Consider the following 15231-nt stretch of genomic DNA (forward strand, 5'->3'; position numbering starts at 1 on the left):
TCTGACGGCAATGTTACATTGTCAATCGAACACGTTACAATAGTGAAAGGCTGCCCCCCAGGCGCACAGTAGTTTTGCATCTACCTGACCTACTGACGCTTATCTGACATGTCGCCATTACGTTGTTTATCCGTCCGTAACGCACTGTTGCTGGCTGCCATTACGAAGCAGCATTCTCACCTCACTCCTGCCCGGTCGCCCGGACCTGCCTTTACAGTACCTGTGCTGGCTCCCGGTACCAACTACGCGGCCCGGCCATCGTCCTTCTTTGAGTCTGGTAGTACCATGCGTACTGACGTATGTACACCAGCGTAACCAGGGGGGTTCGCCATGCATACTCCCGGCTAATCACCACGGCGTATAGCCCACAGACTGATGCGCTAGTGTTATCGAACACTCTGGTTCACATCCTAAAACGCATCGTCTGTATACACAATCCACTGCATTCATAAAGTAGTGGTTTTTGCAGCTGCTTTCCGAGCCATATTTATCAACCTCTTCCTCTAAAAAGTAAATTAACCAAACTACTATGAGCATCTTACTTAATGCAGACCCACGCAGATCAACCACCCCGGAGTACATGCCGTCGCTGCGCGTCAACGACACGAAAGCGGGCTGGCACAGCAAACCCGTCAACGAGCTCATTATGATAAAAGGTGAGCGTGGCTATAGCTGGCTGTACTGGAGCGATGGCAGCAAACAGATCATGGCCTACACGATCAAGCACTACGCCGACCGCCTGCCGGAAAACGATTTCCTGCGCGTACACCAAAACCACGTTGTCAACCAGAAATTCGTCCGTAAAACACTGCTGACGCACCGGGGGCCGGTTCTGCGGATGGCCTGTGGCGCCGAAATTATCGTATCGCGTCGTCGGTGGACAATGGTAAAAAAAGCCCTTCAGCACCTTTCCATTATTGACTGACTACCCCCACTGACGCTATGCCGCCTGCTGCCCGCCTGACCGACATGCACACCTGCCCGATGTCTACCGGCCCCGTACCCCACGTGGGTGGCCCAATCGTCGGGCCGGGCTCGCCGATGGTACTAATCAGCGGTCTGCCCGCGGCTCGTGTGGGCGACTCGCTGGTGTGCGTCGGACCGCCCGATTCGATCATCAAAGGGTCGGCGACGGTACTGATTGGTGGGGCACCGGCCGCCCGGATGGGCGATTCCACCGCCCACGGTGGTGTCATCATACTGGGTTGCCCAACGGTAATCATTGGCGGTTGATTATCAATATCTTTATACGCTGACTAACCCCGCCCGGCAATCTTACCAATGGTCGCGATTACACCTTTTCTGATTACGTACATTCTGGTTCTGCTGGTGGTGGTCGGTATGTTTATCGCCACTATCTGGCTCAACCAGAAACACGCTCTGATGAGTGCCAAACGGCTATTGCTGACGGTGTTCATCGGGGCGTTGGTACTGGCGCTGCCGGGCGGCTTCGGCCTGATCGGTCTGCAATTCATCCCGGTTTATTACATCGTCGTGCAGGTCATTGGTCTGCTGCTGGGCATCCTGTTTCTCAACCGGATGCTGGTCGATATGGGGCCGTCGTTTACGATCAAGCCCGCATTTGTGCTGCTGCTGACGGGTAGCGTGCTGGGCTTCGGCATCCTGCTATTTACGCCCCTGTTCAATTACCTCAGCAGTCTTCAATACGGGAGTATTCAGTACGACCTGTGGGCCGCTACGAGTTTGCTGCCGTTTGGCCTGCCGATGCTGTTTGCCTACACGTTCAACGCACTGACGAAGGTGCCCAGCGAGATTTACAAACTCTGGTACTACCCGCGCCATGCCGAGGAAATCAGCATGGAAGGGGTCGACTATTACCGGCTGATGCTGCTGGAAGTGCAGGTACAAAAGCACCCCGGCCGCAAGGAGCCACCCGTCAAAGTAAAGGCCCGGACAGCGGGCGACGTCCCGTTCGGTACGTGGTTTCAGAAGTTTATCGACGACTACAACTACAAGTTTCCGAACGATCAGATTCAGATTTTCGACGACACGGCCCACGAATACGGCTGGCTGTTCTACAGCATCAAACCGTCGCTGTTGCGGCTGCGGTCGTACATCGATTTTGAACAGACCATCGCCCAGAACAAGTTGCAGGAAAACTACCTGATCGTTGCCCGGCGGGTCGAAGAAATCAGCTAACTCAACAAGCGTATGCTTTTTCCCAGGCACTACCTGCCGATCAACTGGTCCGACGGCATGAAGCTGTCGCAGCAGCATTTTGTCGAAACCGATAACCACGTGCAGGACCTCGTCCGCGATGCCACGTCGTTGTTTCTGACCAGCTACAACTACGGCCTCCTGCCGCCCGTCCGGGGCAACTCGGCCTCGCACGAGTTCGATCTGCTGGAGAAAAACAGCGACCACGTGGAGGTGCGGCTGTACCGTTGCAACGCCATCACGCCCGGCGGCTGCCGCATCGCCATCAACCCCGACGTACTGAAGTTTACGGTATTAACGGCCTCTTTTGCAGTTAGTCAGCAGCACGACAATCAGACCCGCCCCGACTACGACATCGTACTGGTTGTCAACCCGTTCGAGAAAATACCGGTGGGTAACCCCGATCCCGACGAGGCCCCGCTGCGGCACCCGTACACGGAATATTCGTACCGGCTGATGGTCGTGCCGTCGCAGCAGGTCAACGCCGACGAATTGGGCAGTCATCATCTGGTGATCGGCAAGGCAGTGTACCACGAGGGTCATTATATCGTCGACAGTCAGTACATTCCGCCCTGCGCGTCGATTGCCAGCCACCCCCGCCTGATTCAGTACTACAAAGCCTTTGGCTGGGGGCTGAACGAGATTCAGGTTAGCTCGTTCAAGATCATCCGCAAGATCCACGATCAGGCCCAGCCGTCGGACATTGCCCGGCATGTGCTGATGCTCTGCACGCGGATGCTGGATTACCTCGGCACGGTCTTTTTCCATTTCCGCAACCTCGACCATCAGCACCCACCCGTGTTTCTGGTGGGCTACTTCGCCAACCTCACCAGCATCATCTACACGGCCCTGTACTGCCTGCCAACGCGCCAGAAAGAGGAACTCCTGCACTACTTCTACGAATGGACCGATGTGACGCCGGGGCAGTTTGAGGAACTGTTGCTGCGGCTGCTCGAACACGACTACAACCACCATCAGATCGGTGTGTCGATGACCACCGTCGAGCAGTTCCTGAGCGTGTTTACCAAGCTCTGGAACAAACTCAGTACGCTCGAATATATCGGGCAGCGGAAAGATACGATTCTGGTGCGTGAGGAAGCACCCATTCAGCTCGCGCCCACCCGGCGGGGCTGGAATATTCTGGACTAAGCGGCAACCCGGTGTCAGCGTCGGCGTACTGAAAATCCGTGTACACCAGCCCGGCTTCGGGCACGTCGAACTGATTGGGACCGAGGTACGTGTGCCAGTGGTGGGGGCCGGTCAGGCCGTACTTTTTGCCGAACAGATACCAGCCGTATTCCCAGACGGGTTCGCCCGTTGGCGCGTGCATCGACAGCGGCTGCCCCAGCTGATTGCACACGACGCTGTAGATCTGACTTCCAACCTGTAGCAACACGGGTGCCGTACTGGATAGTACCCCGCTGGATAGTGCCGCACTATCCACCGTATACCAGGTTAGCTGCACCGGCGCATTATCACCCTGTTGATGCCACTCCTGCGCAAGCCGTTTACCATCCCACGCCCAGCGCACGCTTTTGTCACCCACCTGCTTGTCGATGCGTCGGCCCAGCGCGTCGTAGGTGAAGGTAACGGCCTGCCCGTCGGGCTGAACGACGCGCGTCAGCACACCCGACTCGTGCCAGTGGAACGACCACGTTTTCCCGGCGATCCGTTTTTCGCGCAGGTAGCCTTCGGCGTCGTAGTAGAAGCGCATTCCCCCCACGACAATCAGTTGCCAGCCGGGTTCGGTTGTGTCGGCAGCGGGACGCAGTAACCGTTGCTGCCAGGCACGTCGGTCGGCAACCCAGCGATCCGTCCAGCCCGCCGAGCAGACGGCTTCAACCACCGCGCCAGCCGGGTCGTAGCGCAGATCGACGGTGCCGTGCCGGGCGTCCTGGACCCGACTGAGTTGCCGCCCGGCCCAGCCGTAGTTCAGCAGCCGACCCGCGTTTAACTGACTCCTCCAATACACTGACTGACTGACCGGCAACCGACCATCGGTATACTGCCATCGACAGCGCAGCCCGCCCGGCCACACCTGTTCCGTCAGTCGTCCCTGCCGGTCGTGGGCCAGCCACAGCGCCCCCGCCGGGTGGGTCAGTTTGCTCAACTGCCCCTGTACATTATACGTGAACGTAACGGCTTCTCCACCCGCCACCTGCCGACTGATGCGGTTTCCGGCCGGGTCGTGGGTGCTTTGTACCGACTGCTCACCCGCCACTTCTTCGCTGATTTGCCCCCGTGCGTTGCGAACGAACCGCACCTGCGTCGTGGGCGATGTCGCTTCGATCAGCCAGCCGTCGGGGCGGTACGCGTAGTGGTGCCAGCTACCATCGCTGAATAGCGCTTCGGTCAGCCGACCAGCGGCATCGTAGTGGAAGCGCGTCGATTGGCCGTCGGGGCGCGTGTACTCCCGAATACCCCCAGCCGCGTCCCGGATAAACTGCCAGTTGAGCCGCCCCCGGCGCAACCGCACGAGCTGCCCGTCGGCATCATAAACTGGCTGATAATCGTCGGATGTTCCATTCGCAGCCAAAGCGGGTAACGGCTCCACCGGAAACAGGGGAACCGTCTCGGTGGACCGGCCAGCAAATGTAAGCCGACCGAGCGCGTCGAATGACCAGTTGGTTTGTCCCGCAGCGGTCAGCTGCCGCACCGGATTGGCCGACGCGTCATATTCCCAGCGCACCACCTGCCCGGCCGTCTGCCGACCAATGCGTAGCCCTGCAGTATCGTAAGAAAAGCGTGTTTCAGCCCCCGCCGGGTCGATGCACAACAGCAGTTGCCCGGCGGGGTCATGGCTCCACTGCCAGACGCCACCGGCGCGGTCGGTCAGGGTCAGTAGCAGATCGGTATCGTCGTAGGTCATGGCCATCGTACCACCGTCGGGCCAGGTGGTTTGGGTCAGGTTGCCCCGCTCGTCGTAGGTGAGAAATGTGGTGTTACCCAGTGGGTCCTGCTCGCTGATCAGTTCGTGATACTCGTTGTGAAACCAGACGCGCTGCCGCCCTTCGGCACTCATAAACCGCTGCACAACCCCCGCTTCGTGGATGTATTGCCGAACGTGCCCGGCTTCGTCGGTCACTACCGTCCGCCCCTCGTCGGGGAAGTAGCGAAACTGCGCAACGCGCCCGGCCTCCTGCCGGACGTCGGTACACCGAAACACTTTGTCGACGTTGGTATAGGCAAAAAAGATGGACCGGCGCAGGGTGTCGTTCAGGCGAATAATGCGCTGCTGCCGGTAGTAGTACTGCGTCGCCGGACGGTCGAATGCGGCCGCTTCGGTCAGGTTATGAGCCTCGTCGTAGCGATACTGCGCCAGCACGATGCGCTGCTGCGTGGCGTCGGGGGCGGTCAGCGTCAATTGACTGATGTGTCCGCCTGCGTTGGTCGTAAGCTCAACTACGCGCTGCCCACCGTCGCTGATGCGGAACAGCTGACCGAGCTGATTATACGTAAACTGAAGCCGGTACGCCAGGCCCACCCGCTCGACCGCCACCAGTCGGCACAGGCTTCCGCTGGGGTTGTCGGCGAAGCGGTACCGTAACCCGTTGGTCCGGTGCAGTACGTAGCCCCGCGCGTCGCGGTCGAGCCGGACCTTTTCGAGCCGGTTTTGTGCTGATTCGCCGTCCGTCAGCAGCGCAAACACCACCGCCCGGCTATCGGGTGTCCGGACAACGACCTGCCGGGTGCGCCGGTCTTCGAGCAGCGTGTAGTCGTACGAATGCCGCCAGCCATTTCCCACCGATCCACTAGTCAGGTGATTGGAGCGCCAGTACCGCCCCCACGCGAACGGCACCGGTCCGGGGATGGTGATATCCGTCGTGTCCAGCACCACTTCGCCCGTTGCCACGTCGACCGCCCGCCCGTCGAGTACCCGGTGCATGCCTGGCAGTGTCTGGTAATCAGCAAGCGTCAGGTCGAGCCGGTGGAGCAGATCAGCGAGTTGCGCCCGTTCGTCGGTCTCGGGCGGAATGGCCTGCGCAATGGCCGGGTACAGTAACCGGCGCAGGCCGGTACGAAACGCGGGGGTCGTAGTCATCAGATACGGGTAGTCCGGCGCCAGTTGGTTCCGAGCAGTTGGGTAAGTCGTTCGTCGGCTTTGTGTCGTCCGGCGGAAGTGGCCTGTTGCGCCCAGTAGCGTTTGCCAATATCAGGCAGGCGGGCCGCGCCGTGCTGCTCCGGCGGTAGTTTTTCGACCGAATCGAACAGCCGCTGGTACGCCGTTTCCGATGCGGCCGTGCTGCCAGCCTGCGCGTGAACGACGCTCAGTCGCCGGTAGCTTTCGACAGCCAGCAGCCAGTCCTGTAGCGTTTCGGCCCGGTCGGCCGCGCGCTGGTAGTAATCGATGGCGCGCTGCCGCTGACGCAACTCGTCGTACACTCCGCCCCACCCAGCCACGCCATGATACTCAGTTGCCCCGCCGGTGCATCACCCGCTTCGTACAGTCGTTCCATCTGCTCGATGACCTGCCTGTAGCGGGTCAATGCTTCTTCAAACCGACGGTGGTCGACGTACGCATAGGCTACCGACAGGTGTACGCTGCCCGCCAGCACCGGCCAGTTTTGCTGTCCGCAGATCAGCAGGCAGTTGTTGGCGAAGTACTGCACATCGCGCAGATTTCGTTGCGCGAGGGCGGTGGTCAGTTCGGCCTGCCACTGCCGGAACTTCACATCGGGAGCGGTGGGCGACCCCAGCGCGGCCAATTGCCGGATTACCTTCTGCAACTGCATGTCGACGGTGCTACTGTAGCAATCGGTTCGGAACCGGCCGCATAACGTTGCCAGCTGTTCAGCCCCGGCCGTATCCGTCACTAGCAGCCGCAGATCGGGCGGGAGGTCGCGTTGTAGCAGGGCAGTCAGCACGGGTTCCAGCGTCGCGTTATCTTCGACCGATTCGGGCAACAGGCACAGCACCAATGCACCGTCGGTGTGCGTCCGAACAGTCCGGCTCAGCTGATGCAGGTATTGTACGAACCGCGACACGGCATCCAGCCCGGCGGGGTTTGGCGCGTCAGCCAGTTCTACCGATAGGCCGTGCTGATCGAGCAACATCAGGTCGTGCCGTATGGCGTCGGTCAGATCCTCCAGTGTCTGTTCGAGGTAGGTTTGCCAGTGCTGGAGCGGAGTCCGCAGCACCACGAAAATATCGTTCGACACCGCATCGATTCCTGCCTGCTCCTGCAAAAACAGCGATAGTAGCCACTGTTCATCGGGCGCAAACACCCACCGGCACAGCCGCAGCTGTGGCCGTCGGCGAAACGCCTGCCAGTGCCGTTCCAGCACGGCCATCCGCTGACTGAGTGGGTTGGTCACGGTGGGTTTACTGTTTGAGGTTTAACGTTTAAGGTTGGCTGACGCATGTAGCCCAGACCGGTCAGCCGGAGGAACGTTAAACGTTAGACATTGAACCTTGAACTAATTAATCATTACCATCGTACCCTTGACCGTTGTGATGCCGGAGCTTTTGACGTTCATCGTGCCGGTGCCTTCTACGTCGGTCATGGCCCCCTTGACGGCCATCTGCGCGGTGGCTTCGACCTTCACCTGCGCCCCCTTGATGTTGACGCCCTGCTTACCCTCGATGTTAATCGTTGTCGCTGACAGGTCGATCTGCTGCGCTTCAATCGTAACCTTGGCGGTGGCCTTGACGATGATGTCTTTTGACGACTGTACCGTGATTGTACCGCTTCCGCTGGGCACCGTAATCTTAACGAAGTTCTTGTCGTCGACCTGTAGGTGGATCTCCTTCGTGGTGGGCTTTTCGATGAACGTCAGCGTACTGCCGCTACCCACGCTGATGTGCTTTTCTTCTTCCGGCTTGCTGGTGTCGATACTGCTGTTTTTGCCGTGCGGCAGCGCCCCGATCACAAACGGCCGTTCAGGGTTGTTGTATTCAAAACCGACCATCACCTGATCGCCGATGGTCGGCACAAACTGGAAGCCGCGCGTTTTCTTGTTGTCTTTGTGCAGGCCAAAGTGCGGCAGGGTCATGCGAATGAAGGGCGTCGTCTGTGGGGCTTTCATCCAGAGCAGCCGCACCTTCACCCGACCCATTCCTTTCGGATCTTTGTTGTCTACTACTTCGCCGATCTGCGTTTGCGCCATCGGGCGAATCAGCTTCCGCACCGGCATCGCTACCACGTCAGCGGGAATGGCGCGGAAACGGTTGTGGTAGTCGCCAACGCCTGTTACGTAATGCACGACGTCGGTAATCAGGTATGGTGCCGATTGGCCGCCCTTCCCCCGCTTAGCATCTTTAACGATGATTTTACACCCCGGAAACAGGCCGGGCACGCGGGCCTGCCCTTCCATGTATTTTTCCTCCGCCCCCAGCGCGGCCTTGCGGTTGTCGCGGTAGGGCGTCATGTCGGCCGTGACCTTGGCGGGGTGCGGGTTAATCGTGCCTTCGTTTTCGGGTTTACCGTAGGGCAGTTCATCTTTCCCCGATTCGGTTTCCAGTCGCTTGTCGTCTTCCGACAGGTAATCGTAGTGCTTGACGTAGGTCGGCGCGGCCCGCACCCCCGACCGGAAGTTGATCAGGTTACCGCCAAACGTCAGCGTCAGCGATGAACTCGTGCCGGGCGTTTTGGTAAACTGAAGCTGACTGCCATCGTAGTAAAACCAGGCCCCGAAATCGTAGGCCAGTCGCTTGAGAAACGTCCAGATCGATTCATTGTACCGAACGCAGAACGGCAGGTCGGCGGGGCCGAGCGGAGCCGTCACTTTCTTGGGATGCTGGTATGCACTCAGGCTCGCTTTGGCAATGTCGACGATCGATTTGTCGCTGAACGTCTGCGTGCCGGGCGTTGTCCGCAGGGCTTCGCAATGGCCGTGGCCGGTGACGATCATACGCCCCCAGTAGCCGTCGTCCTGTTGCCGCAGTTCGGTCTGCGTAATGATCCCTTTAAACTCCAGCGCCGGGCTCGACGAGTCGCCTTTCACCGTCAGGTCGAACGTCTTGCGGTGCAGCGAATCGAGCTGATCGGGAAACAGCGTGACCAGCTCCTCGATGGCGTCGTGTTCGAAGATGACCCGGAACTCGTGGGTCGTATGAATCGACTGTTGCAGGGTCAGCGAATGGAAGGAGGAAATGCGTTTACCCTCGACGAGCAGCGTGGTTTCCGTAACGATAGAGTAGACTGGCATGAGGTAAAAAAGGAGGAGTATGAACCACCGTCTGCTGAGCCTTACGAAAGCCAAAAATCGGGGCAAAATCGGGCGTCAGAACTAAGCACGCCGAATGTAAGAAAAGGCTTGTCCATTCCCAATCAAATTTGTTTATTGGTAAGCGTTTGTAGCGCACTCCTCTTTTTTACCCGACAACCCACTGTGAATCAGACATTTTACCAGCTACCCATCCGCTTTGGACCATTGATGGCCGGGCGTGAGCTGCCCACCTGCGGAGCGGGCACGTCCATCGCCCAGACGCTCTATCTGCTGCTCTATACGCAGTACGGTGAGTTGCGTGCCGACCGCTCATTTGGCTGCCAGATCTGGGACCTTACCTACGACCGAACCGTCAGCACCAACGACTGGATGACGGGGCTTTGCGAGTCGCTCGAAGCCGCCATCCGACGCCACGAAACCCGCCTGCGTACCCCTAAGGTCAGCGTGCAGTTTCTGCCCGTCGAACACCGGATCGAACCGCTGCCCGCCGACTTTCAGCGGACGGTAATGGTCACGATCAACGCGGTTCTGGAAGCGACGCAGGAGCCCTATCGTTTCTCGACCCGGCTCTACCTCGGTCAACTCTCGATGCGCTGAGCGTCGTATCTGATTCACCCCTTTTTGGACGTACCATGGCACTGAGCGATCAGCGGTCTTTTTACACGCAGGAGGCCATCCGGCAGCGGCTGCTGCTCCACCTGATTCAGATGTGGGGCGTGCGCGACCTCAACGCGCTCGACACGTTCGTGCGGATGCTGGTCGATACGCTGGCCAACGAAATTTATAAGGTCAGCAACGAGTTTATCGGCTCGGAGGTGCGGGTGCTGGAACGGCTCGCTGACCTGCTCACGCCCGATCTGCTGACCGTACCGCGCCCGGCTCACGCCATCATGCAGGCGCACCCGGCCGAACCGGTGCTGGAGCTGACCGCCAGCCAGAGTTTCCTGTTTCAGCAGCGCTATGCGTCGCAGCTGATGGGTGAACTCGACAGCGTGCGCGACCTGTTTTTCTCCCCCGTCGACTCGGTGCGGCTGATCGACGGGCGGGTGGCGTATCTGGCGGCCGGATCACACCTGCACGCCATTCATCCGCAGCTGGGCAAACGACTGGTGGGCCAAACCCTGCCGACGCAGGCCATCGCACCCCAGACGCTCTGGATCGGGCTGGAACTGAACCCGGCCATCGACTCGCTGGACCGCGTCAATTTCGCGTTCAACTGGCCAACGGAGATTGACGCCCAACCGCTGTTCCCGCTGCTCAATCTCAGCAACTGGTACCTCAACGGTGCGCCACTCGCTACCATGCCGGGACCGGCCTACGAACACCGGGCGCAGCCCATCGCCTACGGCCCGGCGCAGCTGCTGACCGAGTACGACATCAACTACCAGTTGGAAGCCGACATCCGGCAGACCTACCAGCTGCGGTTCATGCACGTGGCTCCGTCCGTCACGGCTCAGCTTGACGATACCCGGCAGGCGTATCCGGCCGACTTTGTCGATGTCTTTGGTGCGAAAGCCCTGGAACCGCTCAATGGGGGCGCACTGGTCTGGCTACGCGTGACCTTTCCGGCCCCGTTTGACGAAAACGTACTCGACAAAATCGCCGTCGACCTCAACGCGTTTCCGGTGCTGAACCGCAAGGAAAACCGGATGCTCTACCGCACCACGGCCAACTTCAACCTGCTGCCGCTGCGGACCGGCCCGTTTGAAACGCTGCTGATGGTTAAGACCGTCGTCGACAGCAAGGAGCGCATCTTTACGCCCTTCCCCGCCCACCAGGCCGACCACATCAGCGAGGGCAGCTACGTCACCCGGCGCGGTGGTGTCGAGCGGTTCGACGTGCGCAACGCCCGCGAGCAACTCACCTTTCTGCTCGAACTACTGCGCGACGAATCGGTGGCCTTTGCCGTCTACGGGCAGGATACGATCCGGCTGCTGCTGACCCAGTTACAGGAACAACTCGATCAGTTGCAGCGCAAGGTACAGACCACCCCGACGCCCCCCATCGCCCTGAATCAGTACGTGCTGTTCAGGCCCTACGAGGAAGGCGACACCATGCAGGTCGATTTCTGGACCACCAACTGCGAACTGGCCAATCGCCTGCCGGCCGGTACTCCGCTGCAACCGTTCAACACCGACAGCCTCAACAGCGACAGTATCCGGCTGCTGACCGGCACCAACGGCGGGCGCGACCGCCCCTCGGCCATGCACCGGGTGCAGACCTACCGCTACGCCCTGATGAGCCATCAGCGACTGGTGACGCAGGAGGATGTGCGGGCTTTTTTCCATTACGAACTGGGCGCGCTGCTCGACTCCGTCCGGATCAGCAAGGGCGTGGCCATCGGACAAACGCAGAAGGAAGGCCTGATGCGCACCGTCGATATTACCCTGCACCCGGCCGCCGACTGTGCGCTCACCCCCGCCGAGTGGAAAGTCGTGCTAGAAGGCTTGCAGCAAAAACTGGTACAGCGCTCCGGGCAGGTAACGCCCTACCGGCTGTTTCTGGCCGAACCCACCACCGTTGTTTAACCCATTAGCGAAGAATACACTACATGCAGTTACGTCTATGGTTTTTGGTTGTGTTGATGCTGGCGTCGGCCGGGCACCTGGCCGCGCAGGACTCGCTCGCCTTCTCCGCTAACCCGCTGGTACTGACCCAACCCAGTACAATCAGCGCATCGGACATGGCGCGGTGGCGACTCAGTGGCTACGTGGGCTATAACATCAACCCCCAGTCGGATTACCGGGAACTGTATCTGACGCGGGGCCTGCACGCCAGCCTGGCGGCTGATTACTTTTTCGGCCGTAACCTGGGCCTGGGCGTGTTGCTCGGCTATCAGAGTCTGGCCGTCAGCGACGCCTACCGTAACGACCCGTCGATTCCGATTGCGCCCACCGTTCCCCGCATTTTTCCCCTGACGTCGCTGCATAGTTTTATGCTGGCGGTTGGCCCGGCGCTGTCGTTTCCGCTGGGCAGCCGGGTGTCGTTCAACGTCGAACTGCGGGGGGGGCTGTTCTACAACGACGCGCCCGTGCTGGGTTCGTATTCGCTGGGTGGCGGGCAGGATGAATCGCTGACGGGCCGGATAGAAAACTACATCTCGTCGAACGATCAGCGGGGCCGGTGGGGTGTCATCGCCTTCGCTGGTCTACAATATCAGCTGACGCCACAGATCAGCATGGGCGTGGCCGCCAACAGTTCGCTTAGCTCATTCGGCTATAATCAGATCGGGCAAAGTGGCTATTTCAATCAGTACCGGGTAGCGCTCAACACATTTGGCGTTCAGGCGTCGGTGGCGTACCGGTTCTCTCCGGTGCGTCGGCAAACCAAAGCCGTTCAGCAACCCGTCGTGCCGATGCCGATCTGCTATGCGCCCATCCTCGACGTCACCCAGCCGAGCCTGTACGAAGTGGGCGCGGGTAGCCGTCCCCTGTTCCGCTGGCGCAGCGGATCGCCGGTGTACACGGAGGGCGAACAGTACGTATTTCGGCTGTACACGCTGCCGGGCAACAAGCTGATTTACGAAAAGACGACGAAAGACACGCAGGTAGCCTGGCCCGCGCAGGTCATCCTGCCCGACAGCAGCAGCTATTTTTATTACGCCCTGTTTACGAGCCGCACCGACGAACTGGAACGGACCTGCCGCTCTGAGCCGGTGGTCGGTACAAAAGGGTTTTACCTGCGCACGACAGCTGACAAGAAGCCAACACCCCCGCGCGAAACCGTCATCGAATACAGCCGGAAGCTCTACGAACTGCGCAGTGTACCCATCGCCAAACCCGATTCGCAGGCCGTTGCCAAAATCGTCAAGCCCGCGCCAGCTTCCCGTCGGCGGGGTGCCCCGGCTGCGCGCCCGGTGCCTGTCCCCGACTCCATCCGACTGGGTATTCGTATCGTGCCGACGCTGGTCTATGAAGGCGTATCGCAACAGGCCGAGTTTACCTGGCCCGACAGTCTGGCAACACCCGCCGAACCGACGGTGTACCAGTACGTCGTCGGCCGGACGAACAGCCGCACGATCCCGATCCAGATTCACTACCTGATCGTTGAACCCGATGGCTGTACATCGTTCATCAGCGAAGCTACGAAGAACCGCTATTTGCAATACCACGCCACAACCGATGAACCAACCACGCCAGCAACGGAGCCACCCACAACATCGACGGACAAAGGGCGGTGAGTTTACCCCTCGCCACTGAAGGGGAGAAACAGACCAGTGGTGGTCCGTCTACCCCCCAGCCCCCTAAAGGGGGAGCATCCCACAAATGAGCATCTCCCCCTTCAGGGGGCTGGGGGGTAAACATAACCGGTAGAACAGAGCCTCCTACGGGGTTCGAACTTGCGACCTCCGCTTCAGAGCAACGGAAGGTAAACGGCTTACAAAAACGAATTAAAGCCCAGGTACGAAACGTCCGGGCGGGGGGCATTGGGTGCCGGGGGAACGGTCTCCACTGAGATCATCACTTCCGTCGAAACGGGCAGAAAATAACCGACAAGGTCATGCAGCAGCGAACGCGTTTTGGTATGGGGCAGAAAATCAGCGACACGGTCGTCGGGCACGGGGCCCACGACGAGGTGAATCTCGCGGCTGTCGTCAAAGCGGTCACCCAGCACTGTATCGATGCCCAGGCGACTGTTCGAGAGCGACGGCAGCCCGTCGACGCGGGTCGACTGATGTCGGTGCGAGCCGACCGTCAGCCGAACGGGAATGTCGAGGAAGAGTTGCAGAAACCGGCCAAACCAGTCGAGGTTACTGCGCAGTTGATGCAGCCACGGCAGAATCTGCAAAAAGATACCGGCCTGCGTCGGGGTCATGTCGTTCAGAATCGGCCAGTGTTCGGCAAACTGATCGATAACGGCGGTCGCGCCACTCAGGTGATCGACGGCATTGTCGTAGTGAACCGAGAGTGTGCGGAGGTAATTCAGCTCGGAATCGAAGGGCAGGAAAAACAACCGGGCCTGTCGCTCCTGATCCCGGTCGTGGCGGAGGTCATCGAGGATTTTGTCGGCATTGGCTGCGTTGGCGGGGTCTTTCGGGCTGAAAAACAGGTAGTGCGGCAGCATGTCGAACAGGCCTTCGCGGGGCGTGTCGATGCGGTTGTAAATAAAGGTCGAGCCTTCGAGCAGCCAGTCGCTGACGTCCTCGATGTCTTTGGAATACGCCCGGCTGTACAACCCGGTCGGGTTAATGACGATGCGCTCGGGCGTCACCTGCTGATCGGCCAGCGAAGCCGCCAGCACTTCGGCTTTGAAGTCAACATCGAGCAGATCAAGGAAATAAGGCGAGGAGACAGGCGCAGACTGATTCATGCAAACGAGGAAGGCATATTGCCACAACAAGGTAAGTAGTTTCTGACAGAAGCGCAGCGGGAATTGAATGAAATCATTGAATCATAAGGAGATCAGTCAGGCGTTCAATCGGTTTCTGGTCTGGTTTGGGGGGTTGCTGGTGCTGACGACAGCCTGCGTCTACTCGTGTCAGCGCACGAGCGAGCAGCAGGCCACGCAGCTAATCCGCCAGAAAGAAGCGTTTGACCGCTACTATATCATCGACGCTACCCTATCCGACCGGGTCGACTCGCTGTACACGTACATGAGTATGCTCAACACCAGTCAGATTCGGAACGACCGGCAGATGCAGCGGCTGATTACCAAGAAGAAAGAAGAGTTTATCAGACAGGTTAACCAGGAACAGCAGACGCAGAAATACTTCACGGTCTACAACCGGCTGCTGGGCCACATCAACGAAATGCTTTTAGTGAAAGACTCCCTCAACCGGGCCATTCTACAGGAAAGTGACATGCGCGAAGACCTGAAAAACTGCCTCGACCGGGCCGTCGAACAACACCGACAGCGCAGGCGATAGCCATCTTCGACGTATTGC

14 protein-coding genes are annotated in these 15231 nt (G+C 59.5%); 9 read left to right on the plus strand and 5 right to left on the minus strand.

All coding sequences use genetic code 11. The features are described from left to right. Nucleotides 1-108: 108 nt before the first annotated feature. From HH216_RS19145 to HH216_RS19165, 5 genes are all read left to right on the plus strand, one after another. Complete coding sequence (locus HH216_RS19145) at nt 109-315, plus strand: hypothetical protein (protein WP_169552262.1); 207 nt, start codon at nt 109-111, stop codon at nt 313-315. A gap of 214 nt (nt 316-529) precedes the next feature. Next, nucleotides 530-925 carry a LytR/AlgR family response regulator transcription factor gene (locus tag HH216_RS19150; RefSeq protein ID WP_169552263.1) on the plus strand — a complete coding sequence of 132 codons (396 nt, stop codon included), beginning with the start codon at nt 530-532 and terminating at the stop codon, nt 923-925. A 17-nt stretch (nt 926-942) separates the two neighbouring features. After that, nucleotides 943-1233 (plus strand): PAAR domain-containing protein, encoded by a 291-nt coding sequence (locus HH216_RS19155; RefSeq protein WP_169552264.1) that lies wholly within the window; start codon nt 943-945, stop codon nt 1231-1233. Nucleotides 1234-1281: 48 nt separating this feature from the next. Continuing rightward, nucleotides 1282-2160 carry a TssN family type VI secretion system protein gene (locus tag HH216_RS19160; protein WP_169552265.1) on the plus strand — a complete coding sequence of 293 codons (879 nt, stop codon included), beginning with the start codon at nt 1282-1284 and terminating at the stop codon, nt 2158-2160. Nucleotides 2161-2172: 12 nt separating this feature from the next. Next, nucleotides 2173-3327, plus strand: a complete 1155-nt coding sequence (locus HH216_RS19165; protein WP_169552266.1) for a hypothetical protein — start codon at nt 2173-2175, stop codon at nt 3325-3327. Here HH216_RS19165 and HH216_RS19170 read toward each other — a convergent pair. The 4 genes from HH216_RS19170 to HH216_RS19185 form a co-directional block, all read right to left on the minus strand. Beyond that, complete coding sequence (locus tag HH216_RS19170) at nt 3221-6220, minus strand: DUF6531 domain-containing protein (protein ID WP_169552267.1); 3000 nt, start codon at nt 6218-6220, stop codon at nt 3221-3223. The two genes, HH216_RS19165 and HH216_RS19170, sit on opposite strands and share 107 nt — an antisense overlap. Next, nucleotides 6220-6549, minus strand: coding sequence for a hypothetical protein (locus tag HH216_RS19175; RefSeq protein ID WP_169552268.1), 330 nt, complete (start codon nt 6547-6549; stop codon nt 6220-6222). Before HH216_RS19175 ends, HH216_RS19170 begins: the two co-directional genes overlap by 1 nt. Continuing rightward, nucleotides 6447-7493, minus strand: a complete 1047-nt coding sequence (locus HH216_RS19180; RefSeq protein ID WP_169552269.1) for a hypothetical protein — start codon at nt 7491-7493, stop codon at nt 6447-6449. The genes HH216_RS19175 and HH216_RS19180 overlap by 103 nt, the downstream gene beginning before the upstream one ends. A gap of 102 nt (nt 7494-7595) precedes the next feature. Then, on the minus strand, nt 7596-9326 hold the full coding sequence (locus tag HH216_RS19185) for a type VI secretion system Vgr family protein (protein WP_169552270.1): 1731 nt from the start codon (nt 9324-9326) through the stop codon (nt 7596-7598). A gap of 183 nt (nt 9327-9509) precedes the next feature. Here HH216_RS19185 and HH216_RS19190 point away from each other — a divergent pair, with 183 nt between their 5' ends. Genes HH216_RS19190 through HH216_RS19200 form a run of 3 tightly spaced genes read left to right on the plus strand, consistent with a single transcriptional unit; the run spans nt 9510 to nt 13527 of the window. Further along, nucleotides 9510-9944 carry a GPW/gp25 family protein gene (locus HH216_RS19190; RefSeq protein ID WP_169552271.1) on the plus strand — a complete coding sequence of 145 codons (435 nt, stop codon included), beginning with the start codon at nt 9510-9512 and terminating at the stop codon, nt 9942-9944. A 35-nt stretch (nt 9945-9979) separates the two neighbouring features. Then, nucleotides 9980-11875 (plus strand): type VI secretion system baseplate subunit TssF, encoded by a 1896-nt coding sequence (locus HH216_RS19195; RefSeq protein WP_169552272.1) that lies wholly within the window; start codon nt 9980-9982, stop codon nt 11873-11875. 23 nt (nt 11876-11898) lie between these two features. Then, nucleotides 11899-13527 (plus strand): hypothetical protein, encoded by a 1629-nt coding sequence (locus tag HH216_RS19200; RefSeq protein ID WP_169552273.1) that lies wholly within the window; start codon nt 11899-11901, stop codon nt 13525-13527. A gap of 197 nt (nt 13528-13724) precedes the next feature. Here HH216_RS19200 and HH216_RS19205 read toward each other — a convergent pair whose 3' ends face one another. Continuing rightward, complete coding sequence (locus HH216_RS19205; protein ID WP_169552274.1) at nt 13725-14657, minus strand: type VI secretion system baseplate subunit TssG; 933 nt, start codon at nt 14655-14657, stop codon at nt 13725-13727. 67 nt (nt 14658-14724) lie between these two features. On the opposite strand from HH216_RS19205, the gene HH216_RS19210 reads away from it, so the two are divergent. Beyond that, nucleotides 14725-15213: a type VI secretion system TssO gene (locus tag HH216_RS19210; RefSeq protein WP_169552275.1), complete on the plus strand. Its 489-nt coding sequence runs from the start codon at nt 14725-14727 to the stop codon at nt 15211-15213. The last annotated feature ends 18 nt before the right edge of the window (nt 15214-15231 follow it).

The organism is Spirosoma rhododendri, assembly GCF_012849055.1.
Lineage (GTDB): Bacteria > Bacteroidota > Bacteroidia > Cytophagales > Spirosomataceae > Spirosoma > Spirosoma rhododendri.